Origin of the sequence: Enterobacter sp. JBIWA008 (assembly GCF_019968765.1) — a bacterium.
Lineage (GTDB): Bacteria > Pseudomonadota > Gammaproteobacteria > Enterobacterales > Enterobacteriaceae > Enterobacter.
On sequence record NZ_CP074149.1, the window covers coordinates 2,086,443 to 2,110,119 of the forward strand.

19 protein-coding genes and 1 other RNA gene are annotated in these 23,677 nt (G+C 59.5%); 5 read left to right on the forward strand and 15 right to left on the reverse strand.

Annotation, left to right across the window (positions count from 1 at the left end; all coding sequences use genetic code 11):
• Positions 1-48 precede the first annotated feature (48 nt).
• Positions 49-1,491: a protein adenylyltransferase SelO gene (gene selO, locus KGP24_RS10195; RefSeq protein ID WP_223563222.1), complete on the forward strand. Its 1,443-nt coding sequence runs from the start codon at positions 49-51 to the stop codon at positions 1,489-1,491.
• Between the two features lie 43 nt (positions 1,492-1,534).
• On the opposite strand, the gene KGP24_RS10200 is transcribed toward selO, so the two are convergent.
• From KGP24_RS10200 to KGP24_RS10220, 5 genes are read right to left on the reverse strand one after another with little or no spacing between them, the layout of a single operon-like run.
• On the reverse strand, positions 1,535-2,305 hold the full coding sequence (locus tag KGP24_RS10200) for a 3-hydroxybutyrate dehydrogenase (protein ID WP_223563223.1): 771 nt from the start codon (positions 2,303-2,305) through the stop codon (positions 1,535-1,537).
• A 10-nt stretch (positions 2,306-2,315) separates the two neighbouring features.
• Positions 2,316-3,707: a GntP family permease gene (locus KGP24_RS10205; protein WP_223563224.1), complete on the reverse strand. Its 1,392-nt coding sequence runs from the start codon at positions 3,705-3,707 to the stop codon at positions 2,316-2,318.
• Between the two features lie 44 nt (positions 3,708-3,751).
• A complete protein-coding gene (locus tag KGP24_RS10210; RefSeq protein WP_223563225.1) occupies positions 3,752-4,933 on the reverse strand; it encodes an acetyl-CoA C-acetyltransferase in 1,182 nt (393 codons plus the stop codon).
• A 9-nt stretch (positions 4,934-4,942) separates the two neighbouring features.
• On the reverse strand, positions 4,943-5,599 hold the full coding sequence (locus KGP24_RS10215) for a 3-oxoacid CoA-transferase subunit B (protein ID WP_223563226.1): 657 nt from the start codon (positions 5,597-5,599) through the stop codon (positions 4,943-4,945).
• Between the two features lie 2 nt (positions 5,600-5,601).
• Positions 5,602-6,309 carry a CoA transferase subunit A gene (locus tag KGP24_RS10220; protein WP_194401039.1) on the reverse strand — a complete coding sequence of 236 codons (708 nt, stop codon included), beginning with the start codon at positions 6,307-6,309 and terminating at the stop codon, positions 5,602-5,604.
• Between the two features lie 140 nt (positions 6,310-6,449).
• Here KGP24_RS10220 and KGP24_RS10225 point away from each other — a divergent pair, with 140 nt between their 5' ends.
• Positions 6,450-7,373, forward strand: coding sequence for a LysR family transcriptional regulator (locus KGP24_RS10225; protein WP_194401037.1), 924 nt, complete (start codon positions 6,450-6,452; stop codon positions 7,371-7,373).
• Here KGP24_RS10225 and KGP24_RS10230 read toward each other — a convergent pair.
• The 8 genes from KGP24_RS10230 to KGP24_RS10265 all read right to left on the reverse strand — a co-directional run bounded on the left by KGP24_RS10230 (position 7,340) and on the right by KGP24_RS10265 (position 15,433).
• Positions 7,340-8,119 carry a heme ABC transporter ATP-binding protein gene (locus KGP24_RS10230; protein WP_194401035.1) on the reverse strand — a complete coding sequence of 260 codons (780 nt, stop codon included), beginning with the start codon at positions 8,117-8,119 and terminating at the stop codon, positions 7,340-7,342. The two genes, KGP24_RS10225 and KGP24_RS10230, sit on opposite strands and share 34 nt — an antisense overlap.
• Positions 8,112-9,104 carry an iron ABC transporter permease gene (locus KGP24_RS10235; protein ID WP_223563227.1) on the reverse strand — a complete coding sequence of 331 codons (993 nt, stop codon included), beginning with the start codon at positions 9,102-9,104 and terminating at the stop codon, positions 8,112-8,114. Before KGP24_RS10235 ends, KGP24_RS10230 begins: the two co-directional genes overlap by 8 nt.
• Positions 9,104-9,925, reverse strand: a complete 822-nt coding sequence (locus KGP24_RS10240) for a hemin ABC transporter substrate-binding protein (RefSeq protein WP_223563228.1) — start codon at positions 9,923-9,925, stop codon at positions 9,104-9,106. Before KGP24_RS10240 ends, KGP24_RS10235 begins: the two co-directional genes overlap by 1 nt.
• Positions 9,922-10,950 (reverse strand): ChuX/HutX family heme-like substrate-binding protein, encoded by a 1,029-nt coding sequence (chuS, locus tag KGP24_RS10245; RefSeq protein WP_223563229.1) that lies wholly within the window; start codon positions 10,948-10,950, stop codon positions 9,922-9,924. The genes KGP24_RS10240 and chuS overlap by 4 nt, the downstream gene beginning before the upstream one ends.
• A 35-nt stretch (positions 10,951-10,985) precedes the next feature.
• A complete protein-coding gene (locus tag KGP24_RS10250; protein WP_223563230.1) occupies positions 10,986-12,968 on the reverse strand; it encodes a TonB-dependent hemoglobin/transferrin/lactoferrin family receptor in 1,983 nt (660 codons plus the stop codon).
• A 77-nt stretch (positions 12,969-13,045) separates the two neighbouring features.
• On the reverse strand, positions 13,046-13,228 hold the full coding sequence (gene hemP, locus KGP24_RS10255) for a hemin uptake protein HemP (protein ID WP_223563231.1): 183 nt from the start codon (positions 13,226-13,228) through the stop codon (positions 13,046-13,048).
• A gap of 172 nt (positions 13,229-13,400) precedes the next feature.
• A complete protein-coding gene (gene aroH, locus KGP24_RS10260; RefSeq protein WP_223563232.1) occupies positions 13,401-14,447 on the reverse strand; it encodes a 3-deoxy-7-phosphoheptulonate synthase AroH in 1,047 nt (348 codons plus the stop codon).
• Positions 14,448-14,599: 152 nt separating this feature from the next.
• Positions 14,600-15,433 carry a pyruvate, water dikinase regulatory protein gene (locus tag KGP24_RS10265; protein WP_023311315.1) on the reverse strand — a complete coding sequence of 278 codons (834 nt, stop codon included), beginning with the start codon at positions 15,431-15,433 and terminating at the stop codon, positions 14,600-14,602.
• Positions 15,434-15,768: 335 nt separating this feature from the next.
• On the opposite strand from KGP24_RS10265, the gene ppsA reads away from it, so the two are divergent.
• The 3 genes from ppsA to KGP24_RS10280 all read left to right on the forward strand — a co-directional run bounded on the left by ppsA (position 15,769) and on the right by KGP24_RS10280 (position 22,160).
• Positions 15,769-18,147, forward strand: a complete 2,379-nt coding sequence (ppsA, locus tag KGP24_RS10270; protein WP_023311316.1) for a phosphoenolpyruvate synthase — start codon at positions 15,769-15,771, stop codon at positions 18,145-18,147.
• 233 nt (positions 18,148-18,380) lie between these two features.
• Entirely contained in the window at positions 18,381-19,781 is a 1,401-nt protein-coding gene (locus KGP24_RS10275) for an MFS transporter (protein WP_223563233.1), read from the forward strand.
• 3 nt (positions 19,782-19,784) lie between these two features.
• Positions 19,785-22,160 (forward strand): glycoside hydrolase family 3 N-terminal domain-containing protein, encoded by a 2,376-nt coding sequence (locus KGP24_RS10280; RefSeq protein ID WP_223563234.1) that lies wholly within the window; start codon positions 19,785-19,787, stop codon positions 22,158-22,160.
• A 5-nt stretch (positions 22,161-22,165) separates the two neighbouring features.
• Here KGP24_RS10280 and rprA read toward each other — a convergent pair.
• Together rprA and ydiK are read right to left on the reverse strand one after the other, a co-directional pair.
• An RNA gene (rprA, locus tag KGP24_RS10285) (antisense sRNA RprA) lies at positions 22,166-22,273 on the reverse strand.
• Between the two features lie 209 nt (positions 22,274-22,482).
• Positions 22,483-23,598: an AI-2E family transporter YdiK gene (ydiK, locus tag KGP24_RS10290; protein ID WP_223563235.1), complete on the reverse strand. Its 1,116-nt coding sequence runs from the start codon at positions 23,596-23,598 to the stop codon at positions 22,483-22,485.
• Between the last annotated feature and the right edge of the window lie 79 nt (positions 23,599-23,677).

The following is a 23,677-nucleotide window of genomic DNA, read 5'->3' on the forward strand; positions in this document are numbered from 1 at the left end:
CCGTGTTTAAGTCCGGGTAAACCCTCTACACTAAAAGCAGGAGGACTTATGACCCTGTCTTTTACTGCTCACTGGCATGACGAGTTGCCTGGCTTTTACACCGCACTCAAACCAACACCGTTACAAAATTCACGCCTTATCTGGCATAACGATTTGCTGGCAGAAGAACTGGCCATTCCACCTGACCTGTTTCAGCGTTCAGAGGGCGCAGGCGTCTGGGGCGGTGAAATGCTTCTCGCCGGGATGCAACCTCTGGCTCAGGTCTATAGCGGACATCAGTTCGGCGTCTGGGCGGGGCAGCTCGGCGACGGCAGGGGGATCCTGCTCGGTGAACAACGGCTTCCCAACGGGGGAACGGTTGACTGGCACCTGAAAGGGGCTGGCCTTACTCCCTATTCGCGAATGGGCGACGGGCGGGCGGTACTGCGTTCAACGATTCGCGAGTGCCTTGCGTCCGAAGCGATGCATGCCCTGGGTATTCCCACTACGCGCGCGCTGTCGATCGTTACCAGCGACACGCCGGTTGCGCGCGAAACCGTGGAAAAAGGGGCAATGCTGATGCGTATCGCGCAAAGCCATCTGCGCTTTGGCCATTTTGAGCACTTTTACTATCGTCGCGAGCCGGAAAAGGTGCGCCAGCTGGCAGACTTTGCCATTCGTCACCACTGGCCGCATTTGCAGGATGAGGCGGATAAATACGTTCTCTGGTTCAGGGATGTGGTGGCCCGTACCGCAACCCTGATTGCCCGCTGGCAAACGGTGGGCTTTGCGCATGGCGTCATGAATACGGACAACATGTCGATCCTCGGGCTGACCTTTGATTACGGTCCGTTTGGTTTCCTGGACGATTATCAGCCAGGGTATATCTGCAACCACTCCGACTATCAGGGACGTTACAGCTTTGACAATCAGCCAGCTGTTGGTCTGTGGAACCTGCAGCGGCTTGCGCAGACCCTGTCGCCGTTCATCGACGTAGATGCCCTCAACGATGCGCTCGACAGCTATCAGGACATATTGCTGCGAGAATATGGCACGCTGATGCGCAACAAGCTGGGGCTGCTGACGCAGGAGAAGGGCGATAACGACATCCTCAATGGCCTGTTTGCCCTGATGGCGCGCGAGGGCAGCGATTACACGCGCACCTTCCGGATGCTGGGGCAGACGGAGCAGCACAGCGCCGCCTCGCCGCTGCGCGATGAGTTTATTGACAGACAGGCGTTTGACGACTGGTTTGCATCGTACCGCGCGCGGCTGCGGCAGGAGCCGGTGGATGACGAGACCCGCCAGACGCAGATGAACGCAACGAACCCCGCGATGGTGTTGCGCAACTGGCTGGCGCAGCGGGCGATTGAACAGGCAGAGAAGGGCGAATACGAGGAGCTACACCGCTTGCATGTGGCGCTGCGCACGCCGTTTGCCGACAGGGATGATGACTACGTCAGCCGCCCGCCTGACTGGGGCAAGCGGCTGGAGGTCAGCTGCTCAAGCTAGCGATTTTTGCCGGGTGGCAGCTTCGCCTTACCCGGCTTGCAAATCACTGCGCAACCCATCCGCCATCCATATTCAACGCGGCGCCGCGAACGTTTACGGCGCTGTCGCTGCACAAAAACAGCGCCAGTTCACCCAGCTGCTCCGGGGTGACAAACTCGCCAGAAGGTTGTTTCTCTGCAAGGAGCAGATCGCGAGCCTGCTCCGGCGGTACGCCCTCAGCGATACGTTGATCGATTTGCTGTTGCACCAGCGGCGTCAGTACCCAGCCCGGGCAGATGGTATTGGCGGTAATGCCGGTGCGGGCGGTTTCCAGCGCCAGCGATTTCGTAAAGCCCACTACGCCATGCTTGGCGGCAACGTAGGCTGACTTCTCTTTTGACGCGACCAGCCCGTGAACCGAGGCGATATTAATGATGCGTCCCCAGTTTTTCTCGCGCATGGCGGGCAGCGCCAGCCGGCTGGTGTGAAATACCGAGGAGAGATTAATGGCGATAATGTCGTTCCATTTCTCCACCGGAAACGCGTCAACCGGGGCGACATGCTGTATCCCGGCGTTGTTGACAAGAATGTCCACGCCGCCAAACTGCGATTCGGCGTAGCGCATCATGGCTTCAATTTGCAGCACGTCACGCAGGTCAGCATCGTGATAGCCCGGCTTTTTGCCCAGTTGCGCAATCTCTTCTCTTGCTGATTCGCTGTCGCCGAAACCGTTGAGGATCAGCTGTGCCCCGGCCTTCGCCAGCACGCGGGCGATCCCAAGGCCAATGCCGCTGGTCGAGCCTGTCACCAGTGCGGTTTTACCGTTCAGATTCATCTTTTTCTCCTTACACAATGCCGGTCAGATAGAACACGGCAATAACAAAAAGCACTGCCAGACTTTTAATGATGGTGATTGCGAAAATGCCGCCGTAGGCCTGACGATGGCTCAGGCCGGTAATCGCCAGCAGGGTAATCACCGCCCCGTTATGGGGTAGGGTATCCATCCCCCCGCTCGCCATTGAAGCCACGCGGTGCAGCACCTCCAGAGGGATATTGGCGGCGTGGGCGGCGGCGACAAACGAGTCGGCCATGGCGGCGAGGGCAATACTCATCCCGCCGGACGCCGAGCCGGTGATCCCCGCAAGCACCGTCACGCTGATGGCCTCATTCAGCAGCGGATTCGGGATGGTCGCCAGCGCTTTGGATAACACCAGGAAACCGGGCAGGGCGGCGATAACCGCGCCGAAACCGTATTCCGAGGCGGTATTCATCGCCGCCAGAATGGCACCGCTCACCGCGGTCCGGCTGCCTTCAGCCAGACGACCCCGGATATTGCGAAAGCCAAAAATCAGCACCAGCACGATACCTGAAATCAGGGCCGCCTCCACGGCCCAGATGGCGGTAATTTTGCCCACCTCGGTCACAATCGGTTTCGCCAGGCCGGGCAGAGTAAGCTCGTGAGTCGTGCCGTACCAGCCTGGGATCCAGCGAGTAAACAGCAGGTTCAGTATGCCCACCACCAGCAGCGGGGAGATGGCAATTAGCGGATGCGGGAGGTTAATGTTATCCGGCGTTTCGGGTTCATTTTTCAGATCCGTGCCGTAGCCCTCGTTGTTATTGAACGCCTTACGACGCTGGCGCTCCAGCCAGAGCAGGCCAAAGACGATAATAAACAGAGAGCCAATCAGCCCAAGCCACGGTGCGGCCCAGGCGTTCGTACCAAAGAAGCTGGTGGGGATGATATTCTGGATCTGCGGCGTGCCGGGCAGGGCGTCCATGGTAAACGAAAACGCCCCCAGCGCCACGGTGGCCGGGATCAGCCGCTTAGGGATGCCGCTCTGGCGGAACAGTTCCGCGGCGAAAGGGTAAACCGCAAACGCCACCACGAACAGCGACACGCCGCCGTAGGTTAACAGCGCACACACCAGGACGATCACCGGAATAGCGTGGCGACGACCGAGGATCTGAATCGCGGCGGCGACGATGGAGCGTGAGAAACCGGAAAGCTCAATCAGCTTGCCGAAAACGGCCCCCAGCAGAAACACCGGGAAGTAGAGCTTGACGAAGCCGACCATCTTTTCCATAAACAGGCCGGTAAACGTCGGGCCGACGGCACCCGGATCGGTCAGCAGCACGGCGCCGAGCGCCGCAATCGGCGCAAACAAAATAACGCTGTATCCGCGATAGGCCGCCAGCATCAGCAGCGCCAGCGCCGCCAGGGCAATTAACACACTCATTACGACTCCTCACTTTAATTATTATTCGGGTACCAACGAGATGCTTAACGCTCGACGGTCATAGCAATGCCTTGCCCGCCGCCCACGCACAGGGTGACGAGCCCTTTTTTAACGTCACGGCGCTGCATTTCGTACAGCAGCGTCACGAGGATGCGGCAGCCGGAGGCGCCAATCGGATGACCCAGGGCGATAGCGCCGCCGTTAACGTTCACCCTGCGCTCATCCCAGCCGAGCTGCTTGCCCACCGCCAGCGCCTGGGCGGCAAAGGCTTCATTGGCTTCAATGAGGTCCACCTCATCAAGCGTCCAGCCCGCCCGCGCCAGCGCCGTCCGGCAGGCGCTGACCGGACCGATGCCCATTACCGACGGATCAACGCCCGTCACGGCGTAGCTCACGATGCGACCGAGGATCGGCAAACCGCTCTCCCGCGCCTTTTCGCCGCTCATCAGCAGCACCGCGGCGGCACCGTCGTTGAGCGTCGACGCATTTCCGGCCGTGATCGTGCCTTCCGCCTGCAAAAAGGCGGGGCGCAGCTGCGCAAGCTGCTCAGCGCTAGTGCCTGGCCGGGGCTGTTCGTCGCGGCTGACGACAAGCGACGGTTTTTTACCCTGCTTCACCGTCACCGGCGCTATCTCGGCGTCAAAGCGACCCGCTTCGATGGCGGAGGCCGCTTTGTGCTGCGACCGGGCTGCAAAGGCGTCCTGCTGCTCGCGGGTAATGTCATTCTCACGGGCGACGTTTTCAGCGGTGATCCCCATGTGGTAATCGTTGAACGCATCCCACAGACCGTCGGTAATCATGCTGTCCTGAAGGCCCGTATGGCCAAAACGCAGCCCTGAACGCGCGCCGTCCAGCAGGTAGGGGGCGTTGCTCATGCTCTCCTGACCGCCAGCGATAATCACGTCCGCGTCGCCGCAGCGGATCGCCTGCGCGGCGAGCTGCACCGCTTTTAAGCCCGCGCCGCACACCAGGTTGACCGTTGCCGCCGGCGTGCTGACGGGTAATCCGGCGGTGATGGCCGTCTGACGCGCAGGGTTTTGCCCGCATCCCGCCGTCAGCACCTGTCCGAAAATCAGTTCATCTACCTGTTCTTCGCTAAGATCGCCGTTCTCCAGCAGGTGCCGCACCGCGACGGCCCCCAGCTCAACCGCTGAAAGGGACGATATCGATCCGCGAAAACTGCCAATGGGGGTTCGCGTTGCCCCGACAATCATGACTTCTTTCATCGTGAGTCCTCAGTTGAAGCGCATCTCGCGAACGTCGTCCGCCACAATCATTTTTCCGGCCGTCTTAGCCACAATTTCGTCGATACTGACGCCGGGGGCGTATTCCCGCAGGATGAACGTGCCGTTCTCGATCTCGAGCAACGCGAGGTCGGTTAAGACCCGACGGATACAGCCCGCGCCGGTGAGCGGCAGCGTGCAGCGCGGCAGCAGCTTTGACTCACCGCTTTTTGACGCGTGGGTCATCACCACCATGATGTTCTGCGCCCCGGCCACGAGATCCATCGCGCCGCCCATGCCCTTCACCATCTTTCCGGGGATCATCCACGAGGCGATATTGCCCTCGACGTCTACTTCAAACGCGCCCAGCACGGTCAGGTCGACATGACCGCCGCGGATCATGGCAAACGACTGGGCCGAGTCGAAAATGGCCGCACCTGTCCGGGCGGTCACGGTCTGTTTACCGGCATTGATCATGTCTGCGTCAAGGCTCTGCTCGTCAGGAAAAGCCCCCATCCCCAGCAGCCCGTTTTCCGACTGAAGCATCACGTCCATCCCGTCCGGAATGTAGTTCGCCACCAGGGTAGGGATACCAATCCCCAGGTTGACGTAATACCCGTCGCGCAGCTCGCGGGCGACGCGCATGGCCAATTGTTCACGGGTTAGCATCGTCACGCTCCTTCCGCGCGCAGGGTGCGCTGCTCAATGCGTTTTTCAAACTGGCCGACAATCAGCCTGTCGACGTAAATTCCCGGGGTATGAATGGCCGACGGGGGCAGCTCCCCCGGTGGAACAATCTCTTCCACCTCCACAACCGTTATCCGGCCCGCCGTTGCCATCAGCGGATTAAAATTTTGCGCGGTATGTCGGTAGACAACGTTGCCGTACCAGTCCGCTTTCCAGCCCTTAATGAGCGCGAAATCACCGGTAATGGCCTCTTCAAGGATGTAGTGCTTCCCCGAAAACTGGCGCACGTCTTTGCCGGCAGCCACGGGCGTGCCGTAGCCGGTGGCCGTGTAAAATGCCGGAATGCCCGCGCCGCCCGCGCGCACCTTTTCCGCCAGCGTGCCCTGAGGCGTGAGTTCAATCTCCAGTTCGCCGCTCAGCACCTGCCGCTCGAACAGCGCGTTCTCGCCGACGTAAGAGGCCACCACTTTGCGAACCTGCCGCGTTTCGAGCAGTAGCCCGAGACCGAAACCGTCAACGCCGCAGTTGTTTGATACCACCGTCAGGTCTTTCACCTGACGGCGTCTGACCTCTGCAATCAGGTTCTCCGGAATACCGCACAGGCCGAAGCCGCCCGCCAGCAAGGTCATTCCGTCCGTCAGCCCATCCAGCGCCTGCGCATAGCTGCCGACGCGCTTATCCAGTCCCGCCATAGTCATCCCTCCCGTTATCCGTGCCGGTATCATTAGGGGCGGCGACTTATTTGTTAATTTTGAATTTGTGACTCACTCATTTGGTTTTTTTATTAATTTCCTGTTAACTAAATTTTTTCAATTAGTTAACGAGATGAAAAATGAGAATGAGTGTCAAACAGTTACGCGCGTTTTTAGCGGTAGCTCACACTCTCAATTTCGCGCACGCCAGCGAACGGCTGAATCTTTCCCAGCCGGCCCTGAGCCTGACGATTAAAGCGCTGGAGGACGCGCTCGGCGGACCGCTGCTGCAGCGCAGCACGCGCAAGGTGGCTCTGACGCAGGAGGGCGAGACGTTTTTGCCGATGGCGCGCCAGCTGCTTGCCGACTGGGATAACGTCGAAGAGGCGATGCACCAGTGCTTTACCCTGCAGCGCGGTAAAATCTCGGTCGCGGCCATGCCGTCGTTTGCCGCGAATGTCCTGCCCGAGGTGCTAAAAGCGTTTCGCGATCGTCATGCCGGAATCAACGTCACCGTGCATGATGTTATTAACGAGCAGGTGATCGAGATGGTGCGGGAAGGGCGGGTTGAGATGGGCATCGCCTTTGAACCCGCGCCGACGCACAACCTGCTGTTTACCCCGCTGGGGCTCGACAGGTTTGTTGCCATAGTGCCGAAAGATTCCTCGCTGGCGGGCAAGAAGCGCCTGACATGGGAGGAACTGCTGACGCTGGATTTCATCACCCTGCAGCGCCCTTCGGCGGTACGTCTGATGATGGAGGAGGAGCTGGCGCGAAGCGGCAGGAAGCTGGACGTGGCGCTGGAGAGTCATCAGCTGGTGACGGTCGGGCGAATGGTTGCGAGCGGGCTGGGCGGGAGTGCCGTCCCGGCGCTCTGCGAGGCGCAGATGACGGCGCTGGGCGCGGTCTGTATTCCGCTTGATAACCCGCCGATAGAAAAGTGTATTGGAGCGATCCATCCAGGACACACGCAGCTCTCTAAAGCGGCGCATGCCCTGCTAGAAACCCTGAAAGATTTTTACCAGCCCAATCAGGGGGCGAGAAAAACCTGCGGCGCGGCGTGAGCCGGATGCCTGCCGACGATAACCTGCGCGCCGTACCAGCGCGCCAGCGCATCGGCCTGTAAAACGGTTTCCGGTTCTCCCTGGGACACGATTCTGCCGCCATGCAGAAGCAGGATGCGGTCCGCCCACAGCGCCGCCAGATTAAGGTCGTGCAGCACCGCGCAAACGTGCAGATGTTCCCGACGGGTCAGGGAGTTCAGCAGGCGCAGCAGATGCTGCTGGTGATAGAGATCCAGCGCAGACGTGGGTTCATCAAGGAACAGCCAGCCGCGCGGCGCGCCGTCGCACCAGAGCTGAGCCAGCGCGCGGGCGAGCTGGATGCGCTGCTGCTCGCCGCCGGAGAGCGCGGCAAACTGCCTGCCCGCCAGCGGTAAACAGCCGGTGACGGCCATGACCTCCTCAATAACCGACGCTTCAGGCGTGCGGGTCCAGGGCGCACGCCCCATACCGACGACCGCCTCAACCGGCCAGTCAAATCCGAGCTGCGTGTTCTGGCGCATTACCGCCCGGTAGCGGGAGAGCCTGTCCGGCTGCCAGGCCCCAAGCGGTGTGCCCGCCAGGCTGCACCGTCCGCCCTCAGGTTTAAGGTAACCGGTCAGGAGCCGCAACAGCGTTGATTTCCCGGCTCCGTTGGGGCCAATCAGTGCCACCAGCTCGCCCTGAGATAAGGTCAGCGACACGTCGTTAATCAGCGTGCGCTGCCCGGCGCGGAAAACAAGGTTTTCTGCGCAATAGCGTTCAGCCATGCGCACCTCCGCGATGAAAGATAAGCCACAGAAACCAGGGAGCGCCGAGAAGGCTGGTCAATAAGCCGACCGGCATTTCCGCCGGGGCGACCAGGCTGCGCGCCAGCGTATCGGCAACCAGCAGGAGCAGCGCGCCGGCCAGCACCGAGCCGGGGATCGCGACCCGATGGTCGGCTCCCAGCCACATGCGCATCAGGTGCGGCACCACCAGGCCGACAAAACCGATCACGCCGCTGACCGCAACGGCGGCAGCTACCAGCAGGGCACTGCACAACAGCAGGATCCGCTGAACGACGGCAACCTCCACGCCGAGGTAATGCGCCTCTTCGTCGCCCAGCTGCAGCAGGTTGAGGGCGCCAGCCAGACGCCAGATAACCAGCGCGGCGGGGACCATCAGCGACGTGACGGCCACCAGCGTTGACCACTGCGCCTGGCCGAGGCTGCCCATTCCCCAGAGCGAAAGCTGACGAAGCTGGGCATCATTGCTGAGCCATGACAGCACCCCGACTGCCGCGCCGCACAGGGCGTTAATGGCAATTCCTACCAGCAGCAGGCGCGACAGGGAAGCGTCACGCTGGCGGCTAAGCAGGAAAATCACGAAGGTGGCGGCCAGCGCGCCGAGAAACGCCGCCAGCATCGGGGCGTACAGCATCATTAGTGCAGGCAGCGAGAGCGGAAGCACCACCCACAGCGCAACGGCAAGTGCCGCGCCGCTGCTGATGCCGAGCAGTCCCGGGTCCGCCAGCGGATTTCGAAATAGCCCCTGCATCACGCAGCCCGCCAGCGCCAGTGAACCGCCGATCGCCAGCGCCAGCAGCACGCGAGGCAGGCGGATCGTCAGCCAGATTTGGCGCAGCGCCTCGTCGGTGCCGTTCCACAGCAGGCTGATCGGCAGATGTAATGCCCCAACCCCGGTCGCTGCGAGCGTCATGATGGTCAGGATCGCGGTCAGCATCCATAACGATAAGGCTATCCGCCGGGACATCAGGGCAGCAGCTCCGCTTTGGCACGCAGCTGCTGGATGGCTTCCGGCGTTCGCACGCTGAAGCCCAGCAGCGCCATATCGTCAATCGCCAGCACCTGCTTGTTCCGTCCCGCCGGGGTTTGCGCCAGGCCGGGCAGCGTCCACAGATTTGCTTCACCGCCCAGTGCGTTGAGACCGTCCTGAGAAATCACCACCAGATCGGGTCGGCTGGCGATCGTGCCTTCCTGAGACAGCGGCTGATAGCGGGTAAACCCCTGCATCGCGTTCTGCAGCCCCGCCGCACGAATGGCAGCATCCGCGCCGGTCTGTTGTCCGGCGGCCATGGCGGTCATCCCGCCGTGGTTGAGAATAAACAGCACCCGCTTATTGAGCGGCGACGCGGGAAGCGCCGACAGCGCCTGACGCAGCGTGTTGCGCAGGACCTCCCCCTCGGCCTCGCGGTGCGTCGCTTCAGCAACGATCCGCACCTTTTCGTCAATGACGTTCAGGTCGTTACTGGCGGGAACAGCGATTACCCTGACGTGGCTTTGCTCAACCTGCTTTAGCGCCAGAGACGGCTGCGCCTGAGCGCTGGCCAGCACCAGCGTGGGGCGCATGGATAAGATCCCTTCCGCATTGAGCTGGCGCAGATAGCCCACGTCAGGCAGCGAATTCGCTGCCTGCGGCCACTGGCTGGTGCTGTCGCGCGCCACCAGCGAAGACGCCGCGCCGAGGGCGTAGACAATCTCGGTGACGTCGCCGCCGAGGGTAACGATTTTCTCCTGCGTTGCAGCAAGCGCCAGCAGGGGCAGGGCGCTGAGCAGGGCAAGCCACCGTTTCATGCGGCCAGCCCTTTCGCCGTTAAGGCGTCAATCTGGCTGCGCCACTGGCTCTGCTCCGGCTCGCCTTCCGTACGCTGGCCGTACAGCTGGGCGATTTGCGTTCCATCGGCGGCAAACAGCTCCAGGCTGGTGACATGCCCGTCAGCCGTCGGCTTGCGCGTGACCCACGTTTCCGCAATGGATCCTTCAAGCAGATGCAGGGTAAAGGTTGGGTTAAAGATGTTCAGCCAGCCTTTCATCGGCACCAGCTTTTCCACCGCGCCGGTGAAAATCTGCACGCAGCCGCGGTTGCCGACGAAGACCATGATTTCGTTACCGTCCCGGCGCGCCGTCTCCAGGAGCTGCGCCAGCGCGGTATTTTCTACCCGGCAGGCTAGATCGTCACCCACCAGGCGAAACGCCTGCTGGCGGCTGAGGTTATGGCGCTTGAGCAGGCTGAAGAACTGATGAACGTCGGTCATGGCGCGCCACTCGTTATCCACGAGAGCAGCATCCGCGCTTTCTGCGTGAGCCGGGGTATCGGCAGCCTTCAGTTCAAGCTGCGGGTTGTCAGCATAGATAAAGCGGGTCAGCACGTCGCCCCAGGCGGAAACGTCGGTGTTATCCGTGGCGTAGACCTTCAGCAGGGCATCGCCCTGGTGGTCGAAGAACTGAATGCTCTGCCGCTCGCCGCGGGCGGTGGCTTCACTGATATGAAACGCGCTCGCCCACTGGTTGAGGAACAGGCGCAGATCCAGCGCGCGCGGGTTCAGCACCAGCCCGGCGTGGCCGTTCAGGTGCTGGTTGGTGAAGTCCCCTACCTGTTCGTGAACGGCGTATTCGTTGCGGCAGATACATTTGGTTTCGCCCACCGCCTCCAGCGCGCCCAGGATCTCGCGGATTTCACCGCGCAGTCGCCAGGCGTCGTGACCCACGCGGGCAAAGGTCAGCTCTGCTTCACTGATGTTCATTAACCCCGCGACGTCGCGCGCGTACTTACCCGGATTGGCTTCTTTTAGCTCAAGCCAGCGCGTGTAGTGATTCATTGTCTCTTCCTTCTGAATAGTTGCCCCGAAGGGAATTACCACTGATAGCTTACGAAAATCTTGCCGTTACGACCGTCCTGCGGAATGCCCTGAGGTGACCAGTACGCTTTGTCAAAGGCGTTGCCCAGCACCAGCGTGGTGGTCACGCCTTTTAGCCTCTCCTGGCCTTTGTAGCTCACGTAGAAATCGTTGACCGCATAGCCCGGCTGCTTGCTGTAGCTGCTGCTGATATGCGTTGAGCGATCGACAAAAGTACCGATCCAGCCGACGGAGAACCCGCTTTGCGCCACCGGAACGTCCAGCTTGCTGGTGACGGTGTCCGGGTTAATGCTGGAGATGTACTCGCCCGTATCGGTGTCTTTCCCGCGCGTGCGGTTATAGGCCAGATCGAGGCTGAAGAGGTCGGCAGAGTATTTTGCCATCATGTCCCAACCCCAGATTTTGGCGTTCGGGACGTTGTACGACATGGTGGTGGCGGCGGCAAAATCGACGGTGGTGGAGATATAGTCTTTGGCTTTGGTATCGAAATAGCTGGCTTTAAACTCCAGCGCATCGTTGGCAAGCATCAGATCGTCAAAGCGCAGGCCAAAACCAAACTCCTGCGTTTCGTTGGTTTCCGGGCGCAGGTTCGGGTTTGGCACCCAGTAGTTGGTATAGAAGCGGCCAATGGAGAAGTGTTTGGCGTCGTTGTACATCTCGCCCATGGTCGGCGCGCGGAAGGCCTGCGCGTAAGAGCCAAACAGCATCAGCCAGTCGGTTGGGCTGACGGTTAACCCGGCGCGGGATGACCACTTATCCGCATCCACATCGTTGTAGCCGTCGCTGCTGCCGCGGTAGTTGTCGTAGCGCGTGCCGCCCAGCAGGGTCACGGGCAGATCGCGCAGTGTTATCTCATCCTGTAGCCAGCCGGAGCTGAAGTCGATTTTCGCGTCCGGGAAGCCGGTGGTTGCCCCGCCAGGATCCTGCTCCTGACGGTAGTATTCCCCGCCGTAGGTCAGAAGGTGTGCTGCAAAGGTGTCGCTGAACAGGCGGGTGCGGTTTTCCAACTTGCCGCCTTTGGTGGTCTGCTTACGAAACTCACCGCTGCCGTCGATGTTCTGGGCATTAATGCGCGCTTCGGACCAGTAGACCTTCGCGTCGGCGTCCAGCCAGTCGTACCCTTCCGGAGCAATGTGGTAGCCAACCTGCGCATCGCGCTGGATGGTGGAGCGGTCGGTCATCGGGTTACTGCTGTCCGCCCCGATAGTTTGCGGGTTTTTCGGCTCCTGAGCGGCGTTGTTGTAGTAGCGCAGGGAGCCGCTCAGGGTCTGGGCCGGGTCGAGTTTCCAGCTGCCTTTCGCCAGCATGTTGTTGATGGATTCGTCGTTAGGCGCGGTTGCTCCGTCGCTCTGGCGGATATCACCGCGATCCCGGCTTGACCAGGAGACCAGACCGTCCAGCGTATCGGTGCGGCCGTAGGCACTGGCTCCCATCCCGAGGCTGTGATCGCCCGTCGCGCCCGTTCCAAACACGCGGTAGCCGCTGTTTTTACCCGGTTCGAGCAGATTTTTGGCATCGACGGTGTCATAGGAAATCACGCCGCCCAGCGCGCCGCTGCCGTACAGCAGGGCCGACGGGCCGCGGACCACCTCGATACGTTTGATTAGTGCGGGATCGAGGAAGGTGCTGTTCAGGTGGCCGGTATCGGTTCCCTGGCGCACGCCGTCAACCAGCACCAGCACGCCGCGACGGTCATAGCCGCGCAGATTTACGTCCTGTCCGTTGGTGCGCCCGGTGCCGTCCAGCGTCAGACCGGGGACGTTACGCAGCAGGTCGGCAGCAGAGCTGGCGGTTTGTTTCTCCGGCGCGCTGGCGTCAATCACGCTTACCATCATGGGCGCTTCAAAGGCGCTGCGGGCGTTGCCCGTGGCGGTGACGGTAATGTCGTCTGTGGCGGCGAACGCGACGCCTGGCAGGGTACTGGCAATCGTCAGCGCCAGAAGTGACGGACGTAAAGATGCGGAAGGCAGGTGTGGCATAGCAACTCTCCATAAGAAGTGAAAAGCGCTGGCTGCCTGGGGGTCACCTGGGTGGCTGGCGTATTTTTAGGTGTTGTTTATTTTGTGAGGATCAGTTTTCCGGCATGGGTCTGACGCAGAAGATAGCGCTGGCCATCATGCTCGATAATGACCCGCCCCTCATCGCCGAGGAGGGTTTTGCTGTCAATCCGACGCTCGGCGGGGGCTAGTGCTGTGAGTGTTTTTGCTGGCGTTGCCGCGCTGTTATCCGTACGTGACATAATGTTTATAAATAGCAATCTATGTAACAATGATAATCATTATCAATAAACTGCAAATTGACGGCAAGCGTTTTTGTGAAAAAAGGGTGAGGGGATCAAATTTGGGGGTGAGGTGTGGTCTGATGCCCTCACCCCAACCCTCTCCCACAGGGAGAGGGAGAAGGGCTGAATTTCAGAAGCGCGTATCGACCGCAGACGCCAGCTTATCCAACAGCAGTTCGCTGTCTTCCCAGCTCAGGCACGGGTCGGTGATCGACTGGCCGTAAACCATCTGCTGTCCGGCAACGATTTTCTGCGTGCCTTCCTTGATGAAACTCTCGGCCATAATCCCTGCAACGGCGGTTGAACCGCTGCGGATCTGCTGGCAGATCTCATCGCAGACGTCCAGCTGGCGGCGATGCTGTTTCTGGCAGTTGCCGTGGCTGAAATCCACCACCAGATGTTCCGGCAGGTCGAACTCGGCCAGCGTTTCACAGGCCGCCGCAATATCTTGCGCATGGTAATTGGGTTTCTTCCCGCCGCGCATAATGATATGGCCGTAAGGGTTACCGCTGGTCTGGTAGATGGTCATATGACCGCTTTTGTCCGGCGACAGGAACATGTGGCTGGCGCGGGCAGCGCGGATGGCATCAACCGCGATACGGGTGTTGCCATCGGTCCCGTTTTTGAAGCCGACCGGGCAGGAGAGGGCGGAGGCCATCTCACGGTGGATCTGGCTTTCGGTCGTGCGCGCGCCAATCGCGCCCCAGCTTATCAGATCGGCGATAAACTGGCCGGTCACCATATCGAGAAACTCGGTCGCCGTCGGAACGCCCAGCTCGTTGACCTGTAAAAGCAGCTTCCGCGCCAGCTCGATACCGTGGTTAACGCGATAGCTGCCGTTGAGATCAGGATCGGAAATCAGGCCTTTCCAGCCCACCACGGTCCGCGGTTTTTCAAAGTAGGTACGCATCACGATCTCAAGGCGATGCTGGTGCTTATCCCGCAGTCCCTGAAGTCGTTTCGCATAATCCATCGCGGCATCCAGATCGTGGATGGAGCAAGGCCCAATCACCACCAGAAGACGTTTGTCTTCACCATTCAGGATTTTTTCAATGCGGCGGCGGGATGCCGTCACGTGTTCCGCGACGGCGGCGGAAACGGGGTGCCGCTGTGCCAGTTCAGCCGGCGTGACCAGGCTGTCAATGCGCGCAGTGCGGAGTTCATCGGTTTTATTCATGGAATGTCTCAGAAAATTTTTGCTTCATCGGCAGACTACCGGGAAGTGATGGGCATCACCTTAAACCAATCCCTGCTGATTTCAAGTTCGGGGCGATACCGCCCCGTGGTTGCAAATGATGATACCTGAATCTGAGCTAATGTACTAGCATATTAGTACATGCGGCGATTAAGCCCCATGATGTCGAGAATTTTGGTGGCAATTTCTTCAACCGAATAGTTGGTGCTGTTCAGCCACGGGATCTGGTTTTTGCGGTACAACGCTTCCACTTCGGAGACTTCCATCCGGCACTGGCGCATGGAGGCGTAGCGGCTGTTCTCGCGGCGCTCTTCGCGGATGGCCGCAAGGCGTTCCGGGTTGATCGTCAGGCCGAACAGCTTGTGCTGCAGCGGCTTGAGGGCGGCAGGCAGCACCAGGTTATCCATGTCGTCGGCAATAAACGGGTAGTTTGCGGCGCGAATGCCAAACTGCATCGCCAGATAGAGGCTGGTCGGGGTTTTGCCGCAGCGCGACACGCCAAGCAGGATCACCTGCGCCTGGTCGAGATTCCGCAGAGAGATCCCGTCGTCGTGGGCAAGGGTGTAGTCAATGGCGGCGATACGCGCGTCGTATTTGGTCAGGTTGCCGGGGTTCAGCCCGTGGGTACGGTGGGCGATGGGGGTTGGGTCAAGCTTGAGTTCGCTTTGCAGCGGAGCCACCAGCGCCTGCACGATATCCTGGCAGAAGCCTTCACTTTGCAGAATGATAGAGCGAATCTCCGGGATCACGATCGAGTAGAACACCAGCGGGCGGACGCCGGTCTGCTGGTAGATGGCGTCAATCTGGTCCTTCACCGCTTTGGCGCGGCTCTCGTTTTCGACAAACGGCAGCGTGATGCTGTTAATCGAAACGGGAAATTGCGACATCACCGCGTGGCCCAGCACCTCGGCGGTGATTGCCGTACCATCAGAAATATAAAAAACGTGGCGATCGACAGCACTATCCATTTTACTCACCCTGAATATCATACGTAATTGTCTGAAAGCATAAATTAAAAAAGTAAATTACACAGCAAAGAACTTATCCTAATTATAAATGAAACGGTGTTTTTGATTTTACTGAAAAATGGATTTCATTTTTCAAATAGCGACTTTATTTTTGGGGTTTCTGGCTGAATATAGAGGAATCATCGGGTTATTGGCTGGTGGGAAAGTATCCGAAAAGTTGAAAATTTAAATTGCTTACACGATTCACCGTTTTTTTAGCGGAAATAATTATGCCAGTATAAATACGTAGTCAGGTGTTTCTTACTCCGATCAAATATCACAAAAGGATTGTTTCGATGTCCAACAATGGCTCGTCACCGCTGGTGCTTTGGTATAACCAACTCGGCATGAATGATGTAGACAGAGTTGGGGGCAAAAATGCCTCCCTGGGTGAAATGATTACAAATCTGTCGGGTATGGGTGTCTCCGTACCGAATGGGTTTGCCACCACCGCCGATGCCTTTAACCTGTTTTTAGACCAGAGCGGTGTTAACCAGCGCATCTACGACCTGCTGGATAAAACGGATATTGATGACGTTACCGAGCTTGCCAAAGCCGGAGCGCAGATCCGCCAGTGGATCATCGACACACCTTTCCAGCCGGAACTGGAAAAAGCCATTCACGACGCGTACAACCAGCTCTCTGCTGACGATGCGCAGGCCTCATTCGCCGTACGTTCCTCTGCGACCGCAGAAGATATGCCGGACGCCTCGTTTGCCGGGCAGCAGGAAACCTTCCTGAACGTCCAGGGTTACGATGCGGTGCTGGTGGCGGTGAAGCACGTGTTTGCTTCCCTGTTCAACGACCGCGCGATCTCCTATCGTGTACACCAGGGCTACGACCATCGCGGCGTGGCGCTCTCCGCAGGCGTGCAGCGCATGGTGCGCTCCGACGTGGGCTCATCCGGCGTAATGTTCTCCATTGATACCGAATCCGGCTTCGACCAGGTGGTGTTTATCACCTCCGCGTGGGGGCTGGGTGAGATGGTCGTGCAGGGCGCGGTAAACCCTGATGAATTCTACGTCCACAAGCCTACGCTGGCCGCTGGCCGTCCGGCGGTGGTGCGGCGCACCATGGGCTCGAAAAAAATCCGCATGATCTATGCCCCGACCCAGGAGCATGGCAAGCAGGTTAAAATTGAAGATGTACCGCAGGAGCAGCGCGACCGCTTCTCCCTGACCGACGCCGAAGTGCAGGAACTGGCGAAGCAGGCGGTGCAGATCGAAAAACACTACGGCCGTCCGATGGATATCGAATGGGCGAAAGACGGGAACACCGGCAAGCTGTTTATCGTGCAGGCGCGTCCGGAAACCGTCCGCTCACGCGGTCAGGTGATGGAGCGTTATACGCTGCACGCGCAGGGTAAAATCGTGGCGGAAGGCCGCGCCATCGGTCACCGCATCGGTGCCGGTCCCGTCAAAGTGATCCACGACATCAGCGAGATGAACCGTATTGAGCCGGGCGACGTGCTGGTGACCGACATGACCGACCCGGACTGGGAACCGATCATGAAGAAAGCGGCGGCTATCGTCACCAACCGCGGCGGCCGTACCTGCCACGCGGCGATCATTGCCCGCGAGCTGGGTATCCCTGCGGTTGTCGGCTGCGGTGACGCCACCGAGCGCATGAAGGACGGCCAGAACGTGACCGTCTCCTGTGCTGAAGGCGATACCGGCTACGTCTACGCCGATATCCTCGATTTCAGCGTGAAGAGCTCCAGCGTGGATACCATGCCGGACCTGCCGCTGAAGATCATGATGAACGTCGGTAACCCGGACCGCGCGTTTGACTTCGCCTGCCTGCCGAACGAAGGCGTGGGCCTGGCGCGTCTGGAATTTATCATCAACCGTATGATCGGCGTTCACCCGCGCGCGCTGCTGGAGTTTGACGACCAGGATCCGAAGCTGCAGAACGAAATTCGCGAGATGATGAAAGGCTACGACTCACCGAAAGAGTTCTACGTTGGCCGCCTGACCGAAGGGATCGCGACGCTGGGTGCCGCCTTCTATCCGAAACGCGTGATCGTGCGTCTGTCTGACTTTAAGTCTAACGAATACGCCAACCTGGTGGGCGGCGAGCGCTACGAGCCGGAAGAAGAGAACCCGATGCTGGGCTTCCGCGGCGCCGGACGCTACGTGTCCGACAGCTTCCGCGACTGCTTCGCGCTGGAGTGCGAGGCGGTGAAGCGCGTGCGCAACGACATGGGGTTGACCAACGTCGAAATCATGATCCCGTTCGTGCGTACCGTGGATCAGGCGAAAGCCGTTGTGGACGAGCTGGCGCGTCAGGGTCTGAAGCGCGGTGAGAACGGGCTGAAGATCATCATGATGTGCGAAATCCCGTCCAACGCCCTGCTGGCAGAGCAGTTCCTCGAGCACTTCGACGGCTTCTCTATCGGCTCGAACGACATGACGCAGCTGACGCTGGGTCTGGACCGTGACTCCGGCGTGGTCTCCGAGCTGTTCGACGAGCGCAACGAGGCGGTGAAAGCGCTGCTCTCTATGTCCATCCGCGCGGCGAAGAAGCAGGGTAAATACGTCGGGATCTGCGGTCAGGGTCCATCCGACCATGAAGACTTTGCCGCATGGCTGATGGAAGAGGGGATTGATAGCCTGTCCCTGAACCCGGACACCGTGGTGCAAACCTGGCTGAGCCTGGCGGAACTGAATAAGTAACCGCTTAAAAACGGATAAAGGCGAGGAGATATCTCCTCGCCTTTTTTATTTCACCTCTTATTTGCTCCTCATCACAAATAAAGTAAAAAACCAAATATCATAATTTGTCTGTCAATTTAGACAATTGTTAGCGCGCAAACCGTTGCTAATACTTGAGCCTTACTGCGCATTTCCCTTAAGAAGATGCGCAACTGGTTGAAATACGTTTTAACCTGATAAAAAGGCAAATAACAATGACACTTTCCTCTGTATTGCGTACCAAAGATAAAATAGGTTATGGCTTAGGCGATATGGCCAGCGCGCTGGTCTGGCAAACGGCAACGTTATTTCTTGCCTATTTCTATACGGACGTTTTCGGTTTACCCGCGGCGATTATGGGTACCATGTTTCTGGTGGTGCGCGTGGTCGACGCCTTTGTCGACCCGTGTATTGGCGCACTGGTTGACCGTACCCGAACGCGTCACGGTCGCTTCCGTCCCTGGCTGCTTTGGTTTGCCATCCCGTTTGGCGTGAGCTGCCTGATTACCTTCTATGTGCCGGACGTTGGGCCGACGGCAAAAATCGTTTACGCCTGCCTGACCTACGCGATTTTAAGCCTGATTTACTCCGCGATTAACGTGCCTTACTGCGCCATGCCCGGCGCGCTGACGCTGGACCCGCGCGAGCGTCACTCTCTGCAGTCGTGGCGCTTTGGCCTGTCGTTTATCGGCGGGCTGATCGTGACGGTTATCGCCCTGCCGCTGGTCTCACTGTTAGGCCAGGGCAACGTGCAGAAAGGCTATTTCTATGCCATGAGCCTGATGGGGCTGCTGGGAATTGTGCTGTTCTTCTGCTGTTTCCTGATGACCCGCGAGCGTTATTCTCCGCGCAATGATACTTCCGGCTCGATGCTCACCGATTTAAAACTGCTGGCCGGGAACAGCCAGTGGCGTATTGTGTTCCTGTTTAATATTTTGCTGTTAACGGCGGTGGTGACGCGCGGTTCCGCCACCATGTATTACGTGAACTACGTGCTGCTGCGTCCGGATCTTGTTTTTGCCTTTATTGTTTCCGGAATGGTCGCCTCCTTAAGCGGGGCATTATTATCTGAACGGCTGCTCGGGAAATTTGACCGCGTACGCGCCTACCAGTGGACGATTATCTCCTTTGTGATTTTCGGCGCGCTGATTTTCTTCCTGCCCCCTTCACAGGTGTGGCCGATCTTTGGCCTTAACATCGTCTTTAGCTTTATTCAAAACCTCACCACGCCGCTGCAGTGGACCATGTTCTCCGATGTGGTCGACTACGAAGAGCATCGCAGCGGCCGCCGCCTGGACGGGCTGGTCTTCTCCACCGCGCTGTTTGCCATCAAGTTTGGCCTGGCGCTGGGCGGGGCGGTGGTCGGCTGGGTGCTTGGCATGGTGGACTACGCCCCGGGACAGGCAACCCAGGCGCCGAACGTTCTCTCGACCATCAGCGCGCTGTTCACCCTTATCCCATGCGCGCTTTTCCTCTGCATGGTCGCGCTTCTTGCCATCTACAAGCTCAACAGCCGGCTGGTGGATTCCATCGCCCGGGAGCTGGCCAGCAAGCGTGAGGTAAGACCCGACGCGGGGCAGCTCAGCCCGGCAACCCCTTCCGCACTACAGGAGTAAAACATGACGGCTATCTATAAGGACGCGGGACGTCCCGTGCACGAGCGCGTCGCCGACTTACTGGCGCGCATGACCCCGGAAGAGAAGTTCGCCCAGATGCATGCGTACTGGCTGATCCTCGATGAAAACGGTAACCACCGCGAGCGCAGCGACCTCAGCGATGAATTCGCCGGCGTGAGCGAGCAGGCTGCGCTGAGCGAACGGCTGAAGCTGGGCGTCGGGCAGATCACGCGTCCTCTGGGCACCCATATCGTTGACGCAAAAACCGGCGTGCGCGCCGCGAACCGCCTGCAGCGCATGATGATGGAAGAGACGCGGCTCGGCATTCCGGCGCTGTTCCATGAAGAGTGTCTGGTGGGGCTGCTGTGCAAAGACGCAACCCTGTTCCCGTCGTCATTGAACTACGGATCGACCTGGGACCCGGAGCTGGTGCAGCGGGCGGCAGAGCAGATTGGCAAAGAGGCGCGCTCCGTCGGCTGCCAGCAGGGGCTTGCGCCGGTGCTGGACGTGTCCCGCGACGTGCGCTGGGGGCGAACCGAAGAGACCTTCGGGGAAGATCCCTGGCTGGTGGGCGTGATGGCGACCGCCTACGTGAAGGGCTTACAGGGCGATAAACGCGACCTGCTTGCGACGCTCAAGCATTACGTGGGGCACTCGTTCAGCGAAGGGGCGCGCAATCACGCCCCGGTCCACCTGGGGGTCAGCGAGCTGAACGACACCTTCCTGCTGCCGTTTGAAATGGCGGTCAAGCTGGCCAATGCCGGTTCGGTTATGCCCGCGTACCACGATATTGATAACCAGCCGGGGCACAGCGACAGCTTCCTGCTGACCACCGTCCTGCGCGATCGGTGGGGGTTCGACGGGATTATTGTGGCGGATTACGGCGGCGTCAGCCTGCTGCACCAGCATCACGGGATTTCCCACGATGCGGCCGAATCCGCCGCGCTGGCGTTCAACGCCGGGCTGGACGTTGAGCTGCCGAAAGATGACTGCGCGCGGCATCTGGCGGAAGCGGTAGCGCGCGGGCTGATCTCTATGGCCAAAGTCGATGAGATCGTGGCGCGCGTGCTGACGGAAAAATTCCGTCTGGGGCTGTTTGAAAAACCGTACGCGGATGAAAACGGTATCAATCTGCAAAACGATATGACCCGCCAGGCCGCGCGGGAGGTGGCGACGAAATCGATCACGCTGCTGGAAAACAACGGCATTTTACCGCTCGGCGGCAAACCCCGCGTGGCGGTGGTGGGGCCGACGGCAGACGATCCGCTGGCGCTACTGAGCGGCTACAGCTTCCCGGTGCATTTGATCATCAGCGATATGGTGGAAGAGACCTCGCAGGTCACGACCCCGCGCGCGGCGCTGGAGCGGTATCTCGGTGCCTCGAACGTTCGCTATGCCAAAGGGTGCCACATCATCGAAAAACGGATGGCGGGGGCACCCGTATTCCCGGGCGACAGCGGCGGCAAACCGATGCAGCAGTCGCCGGTATCGCAAAGTACCGTCCCGATCCCCGAGGCCGTGAAGGCAGCTCAGGAAAGTGACGTGGTAGTGGCCTGCGTGGGCGATCTCGCCGGGCTGTTCCAGAGCGGTACCGTGGGGGAAGGTTCCGATACCGATTCCCTGAACCTGCCGGGCGTGCAGCAACAGCTGCTGGGTGCGCTGGTGGCGACGGGCAAGCCGGTGATTGTCGTGATGACCGGCGGGCGTCCGTACAACCTGCAGGGGCTGGAAGATAAGGTCGCGGCGCTGATGATGGCGTGGGCGCCGGGGCAGGAGGGGGGCTGGGCGATTGCGGACGTGCTGACGGGGCGGGCGGAGCCGCAGGGGCGTCTGGTGGTGAGCGTGCCGAAAAGCGCCGGGGCAATGCCGTATTACTACAATCACAAGCTCAAAAGCGGCGGCACGCCGTTTGCGTTCCATTTCGGTTCACGTTATCCGTTTGGCTTCGGCCTCGGCTGGACGACGTTTAGCTGGGGTGCAGCCCGCGTCGCCGAAAGCAGCGTGCCGGTCGACGGTGAGGTGGAACTCAGTGTGGATATCACCAATACCGGAGAGCGCAGCGGCAGCGAGGTGGTGCAGGTCTACGTCAGGGATAAGGTCGCTACGCAGGTGCGGCCGCTTCAGGAGCTGAAGGCCTTCCAGCGCGTCACGCTCTCACCGGGAGAAACCGCCACGCTCACCTTTACGCTGCCGGTTGAGATGTTCAACTTCACCCGTCGCGACGGGAAACGCATCGTTGAGCCGGGCGAGTTTGAGCTGCAGGTTGGCGCATCGTCGGCGGATATCCGCGAGGCGGTGACGGTCAGTGTGACAGGGGAAACGCGGGTGCTGCCTGCTGAGTGGCGGATGCTCAGTACCTGTGAGGTAAAACGCGCGTAGTCAGGATAAAAAAAAGCCCATCGTGGGAGATGGGCAAAGACTACACACAGCAATTCGTTGTTTCACTCAGGGGATTTCCATGCTTATAAATCAAGGTGTTGATTTATAACCGTGTGCTAATAGTAGGCATTGTGTTATTTAGCGTCGATCGGATTCGTCTCAATAGTTTAAGAGACGTAAAGATTTCTTGAGGTTATTAGCAGACTTACTGCTGAAAAGGCGGGTCTGACCAGTGATTAAGGAATAAATACTTTAGTATTGTTTAAGTATCATGTGGGGGAGTGTAGGCCGGGTGAGCGTCTGCGCCACCCGGCCGCAGGGATTAATGCGTGTTCTTCTCTTCCAGGTCTTCCAGTTCGCTCAAAATCACGTCCGGGTCTGTTCCCGGAGGCGGAATTTCATGCACCCAGGCAGAGAACAGCCGCCATGTGACGGCGAGCAGCACGGGGCCAATAAACAGGCCAATCATGCCAAAGGCAATCAGTCCGCCAATTACCCCGGAGAGGATCAGGATCAGCGGCAGGTCAGCACCCATGCGGATGAGGATCGGACGAATGACGTTATCCATGGTGCCGACCACGCAGCTCCAGACCAGCAGCACCGTTCCCCACGTGGTATCGCCCGTCCAGTAGAGCCAGATAATGCTGGGTACCAGCACCAGCAGCGGCCCCAGCTGCGCAAGACAGGTCATCAGCATGATAACGGTGAACACGGTGGCGTACGGTACGCCGGAAATAGCCAGACCAATACCGCCCAGCACCGCCTGCACCAGCGCGGTGACCACCACGCCCAGCGCAACCGCGCGCACGGCCTGCGCAGCCAGCAGCACCGCGGCGTCACCCCGTTTACCCGCCAGGCGAGTGGCAAAGTGACGAACGCCTAAAGCCACCTGCTCGCCGCGCCAGTAGAGCAGTGCGCTGAAGAGCAGCATCAGGGTACAGTGCATCATAAAGCGGCCGATATGCGCCGCCTGACCGACAAACCAGGTGGTGGTGGAGCCTATGTACGGACGGACTTTTGCCATCAGCGCGCTGCCGCCCATCTCCAGCAGGCTATGCCAGCCGCTGTAGAGTTTGGCCCCCACCAGCGGAATGCCTTTCAGCCAGGCGAGATCCGGCAGCGTCAGGTCACCGCTGCTAATGGCGCGAATAACCGGGCCACTGGAATCCACCAGGCTATTCACCAGCAGGGCAATAGGAATAATAAACAGCAGGAACAGCAGGAGCGTCATGACCAGTACGGCTAACCCGCGGCGGCCAAACAGCAGCTTCTGCAGGCGCAGCAGCAAAGGCCACGTGGCGACGACAACGGTCCCAGCCCACGCAAAGCCGAGAATAAAGGGTTGAACAATCCACAGACACGCAATAATCATGAGGGCCAGAAACAGCACCGACAGCAAAATTTGCGCAACATCCCTGGGCTGGCGAAGATTGACCATAAATGAAACTTTCCTTAAAAGAACGCCAGTACGACTGGCGGGAACGGAAAACCGCGTCTCTTTAATCATTAATGATCTC